We start from the raw sequence: 4,447 nt of genomic DNA, 5'->3' as shown, positions 1-4,447 counted from the left end.
TGTAATTATAGCTTTCTCGATGAAATGGGGCGTTTTTATTTATCGAATATGATTCGGAAGGTTTCTTCCGCCATATTTTTCTTTAATCTGCTTTTGCGGGTTCGCAAGGCTCCTGCAGGAGTTTTCATACAGTACACAATGGCCCGGCTCTTGTCTTTTGTTCAGGCGGTTTTATATAGTTGCCGGGTAGAATTGTTTTTTCAACTGTTCCTTCAAATACCGATTCAGTATGTTCATTGTGTAGTTCATATCGGTCATGCTATTTCTAGTTTATCAGTTGCTCCAAAGCATTCAGCAGTTCTTCTCCCCTTAAATCTTTTGCAATGATGCGTCTCTCTTTGTCCAACAAGAAATTTCTTGGGATGGATTTAATCTTTAAAGCCCTGACCTGCTTGTCGGGTACATTCCTGTCATTCACCCCTCTCACATGGATGAAGTGTCGGGTGCTGTCCTCCTCTATGGCTTTTTCCCATTTGAGNGTATCGGCATCTATTGTCACTGCATATACAGCCAGTTTGTCCTTATATCTTTCTTTTGCCATTTTCAGGAAAGGTGTTTCCTTGCGGCACGGTACACACCAGCTTGCCCAAAAGTCTACTAGCACATATTCTTCTGCAATGGAGTCTGTGTTTATTTTCTTTTTTGAGATATGCGGGAATGCGAGTTGCAGTTTTGCTCCCATGGTGGTGTCTTTAGGTTCTACATAATATCTTTTTCTTTCCAGTTCTCTAATTCGTCTGGATGCGACTTTGCTTTGTGCGCTTGCCAGTTCACCACTTGCTCTGTTAAACCTCTGTATGTTGGGATCATTAGGGAACTTCTGTTGTGCGTATTGAATTAGTGATTTGAAGGGCTCTTCTCCTCTTCGCTCTTTGGTATATCCCGGCAGCCATAAAATATACGCCCAAACCAATGTGGGGTATTGCGTCCTGTAAATCTCTTTTGTATAGGCTTCTGTTAGTTTTGTTTTGTAGTATTGTATACTGTCTTCAGGCAGAGATTTGTCCTTGCTTTTTTTTCCTGTATCTAGAATTTTATTATAGAATGTGAGAAATTCATTGTACATATCATTTCCTTTCATGGGAAGTGGATATCTTCCGTTCGTATTTTCATCAATTTCAATTTCACAATTTGTATTAGGTTCTATATCGAAAAAGAGATTGACGGGCCCTTTCTCTGAGCATAAGATATATATACTCATCCCATTGTTAATGTCGAAAGACAGTTTTGTCTTCATATCTCCTTTGTTCACTTTTACAGAGTCTAGAATGGCAAATTCATTTCCTCCGATATATCCGTTTGCATATATCCATTGCTCTGTTTGGGACAGTTCAGTTGATAGGTTGATGGTGATATTTACATTCTTGTCTGTGGCGCAGATAAGTAATGGCAGCCAGATAAGTATCAGAAATAAAGTGTGTCTCATGATGCTGTTTTTTTTATTCTCATTAAAATAAGTAATTCTCCTCCTTCTTCGTCTATTTTAGAACGCAGTGTTAAAGTATCCGAGTTTTTGGATTGCTTTAGCTTATTTTTCAAATCATCGCTTTGCACGGTGGCACTTACATATTCTCTGCCATTGATGATATGATAATTGCGAGAAGTGGTAGATTATGCAAATCATTATAGCTAATATGCAATGTAAAGCTCTCCTTTCCAATTCTTTGTAATATATATTGTAAAGAAAGGAAACTGGGAAAATCAGGGTGTTGCTTAAGAATTTGGTATAAAGCAAATGTATGATTGCATTTATAGTATTTGGCAATAATTTTTAAAATACTTTTAGCGTTATTTTTGACTAATTTCCAATGTGCATTCATGGCTTGATATAGTTATTTAATATTTCTATGATATTTTTATTGCTAGGTCTCGGTGCATTTTTTTCTACGAGTATACCGTCTTTATTGAATAATAGAAAGTGAGGAATGAGTTTTAAGTTTATTTTTCTTAAGAAACTGCTGTTCTTGCTATTTAGAATAAAGTAGCAATACTTTGTATCCGCCAGTTTTTCCTCTTTGATAGCTTTATGCCAATCTTCTTCTATGTCCTTATATGCCAAATAGATAAATACTATATCTTTATTTTTATATTGCTCTCTTAATTGATTAGAGTATTTCATTTCTTCTCGACAAGGTACACACCAGCTTCCCCAGAAATCTACATATATAACTTTTCCTTTATTATTATCTAGTATTTGTTGGAATGTAGTTGTATTTCCCTCTTTGTCTTTGAGCAAGAGCTGTTCCGAGTCTGCGGATAAGTTGTATTTGTCTACTAACTGTTTATAAAGGAGAGAATCTTTAGTTATATGTATGTATTTATTAATGTAATTATTCAATATATCTACTGATAGGTCTTCACCGATGCCTTGAATACATTGCGCTAAAAGGATTTGTTTTGATAAGGGAGGAAAAGGTTTGGCTGCTAAACTGTCAAATGTTTCTTGCCAATTGGTTGTACGTTTGTGAAGTTCTGTAATCGATTTAATGTTACGATTATAGAATTGTACATAAAGGTTGAGGAAATCATGGTAAGAAGGATGATGAATATCACTGTCCCTTACAGTCGGCTCCATCCGTTGATAGTATGTAGTTTCTTTATTCAATATTCTTTGGCTCTCGTGCTCTTTTAGTTGTAAGTTAAATAGATATCTTTCATAAATATCATCGTTCATATAAGCCATACTTTTGTATGAACTGATGGTATCTAGATAAGTTTTTTTATAAGAATTGAATAGAGATAATAGTGAATCGACAGGGCAATAATCTTTCATGACTTTCCAACCCTTTGTACGTATATAAGTAATATGTTGAGCGGTTGTAATGAAATAGCTTTCTCCTAGCCATGTACAGCTTTCCAATCCCAAATGGGTATATCCTTTTCGTAATCTGTATGGTAGATTGTATATTTGATTGTATTCGGGATGATGTTTGCTCTTTAGTATAGGATAATTTAAACTGTCCACGGTGACTATAACTGTATCGCCTTGATATATTGGGTAATATATGTTTTCGAAGTTCCGATATCTAAAACTACATTCTATGAACTCATTTGGGCATGAGAAAATTAAGGTGTCATTTTCTTCATTTGGGAAAAAATGCTTGAGTTGGTAGTTACTGTCTACAATGGTGATACCTGTATTATTTATATTTGCTACACCTCCCGGTGTCTGGTAGGCTGGTGAGGTATAATGGTCAAAGCATAGAACCACCATTGGTTTCTTGATTTCATTCTGTAACGGTTTGTTCTGACATGAAATCAAAAATAGAAGTATAAAACTAAAAACTTTCATCAGTTTTAAATAGTTTAATTATGCTGATAATCATTTACTATCCGCAATAACGAGTTCCAGAACAACTGTCACAGCACCAATTGGTACCTTCACCACTATCTGCGTAGTAACATAAGGCGGCTTCTTTTCCTAGTAGCAAACATACGCATAAAATCAATAGGTTGGTGCTCTGCAACCGTTACATAAAAAGGGCAAAGCGTTACAAGTTGGTATGTTGTAATTATAGCTTTCTCGATGAAATGGGGCGTTTTTATTTATCGAATATGATTCGGAAGGTTTCTTCCGCCATATTTTTCTTTAATCTGCTTTTGCGGGTTCGCAAGGCTCCTGCAGGAGTTTTCATACAGTACACAATGGTCCGGCTCTTGTATTTTGTTCAGGCGGTTTTATATAGTTGCCGGCTAGAATTGTTTTTTCAACTGTTCCTTCAAATACCGATTCAGTATGTTCATTGTGTAGTCTATATCGGCCATGCTATTTCTGGTTTATCAGTTGCTCTAAAGCATTCAGCAGTTCCTCTCCCCTTAAATCTTTTGCAATGATGCGTCTCTCTTTGTCCAACAAGAAATTCCTTGGGATGGATTTAATCTTTAAAGCCCTGACCTGCTTGTCGGGTACATTCCTGTCATTCACCCCTCTCACATGGATGAAGTGTCGGGTGCTGTCCTCCTCTATGGCTTTTTCCCATTTGAGCGTATCGGCATCTATTGTCACTGCATATATAGCCAGTTTATCCTTATATCTTTCTTTTGCTTTTTTCAGGAAAGGTGTTTCCTTGCGGCACGGCACACACCAGCTTGCCCAAAAGTCTACCAGCACATACTCTTCTGCAATGGAGTCGGTGTTTATTTTCTTTTTTGAGATATGCGGGAATGCTAGTTGCAGCTTTGCTCCCATGGTTGTGTCTTTAGGCTCTACATATAGTCTTTGTTTCAAAAGTGTGTAATAATGGTTTTGCCCTATCTTGTAATGCTGATTGTTAGAACTTGAGTCGGTACGGCATAACCTTTTGATGCAGTATGCATCGGGAAATTTATTTTTTAAGTAATGCAGTATAGTTCGGAAAGGTTCCTTGTCCTCGTTCTCTCTACTATATTCCGGTAGCCATACGGTGTATAGTTCAGCCAATCGTGGATACTTTGTTTTATATATTTC

At 36.7% G+C, this 4,447-nt stretch carries 3 protein-coding genes; all 3 read right to left on the bottom strand.

Features of this window, described 5'->3' with window-relative positions:
• Positions 1-265: 265 nt before the first annotated feature.
• Positions 266-682: a TlpA family protein disulfide reductase gene (locus IR173_RS18325; RefSeq protein WP_449580651.1), complete on the bottom strand. Its 417-nt coding sequence runs from the start codon at positions 680-682 to the stop codon at positions 266-268.
• A gap of 1,134 nt (positions 683-1,816) precedes the next feature.
• The gene (locus IR173_RS17780; RefSeq protein WP_237040848.1) at positions 1,817-3,292 is read right to left on the bottom strand and encodes a TlpA family protein disulfide reductase; all 1,476 of its coding nucleotides are present in this window, start codon (positions 3,290-3,292) and stop codon (positions 1,817-1,819) included.
• A 474-nt stretch (positions 3,293-3,766) separates the two neighbouring features.
• Positions 3,767-4,447 (bottom strand): TlpA family protein disulfide reductase (locus IR173_RS17775; protein WP_237040847.1); only part of this gene is annotated, 681 nt, incomplete at its 5' end.

It is taken from the genome of Phocaeicola faecalis, assembly GCF_021730445.1.
In the GTDB taxonomy this organism is placed as follows: Bacteria; Bacteroidota; Bacteroidia; order Bacteroidales; family Bacteroidaceae; genus Phocaeicola; species Phocaeicola faecalis.
The sequence above is the reverse complement of the archived record's forward strand: the minus strand, read 5'-3'. Positions and strand labels throughout refer to the sequence as shown.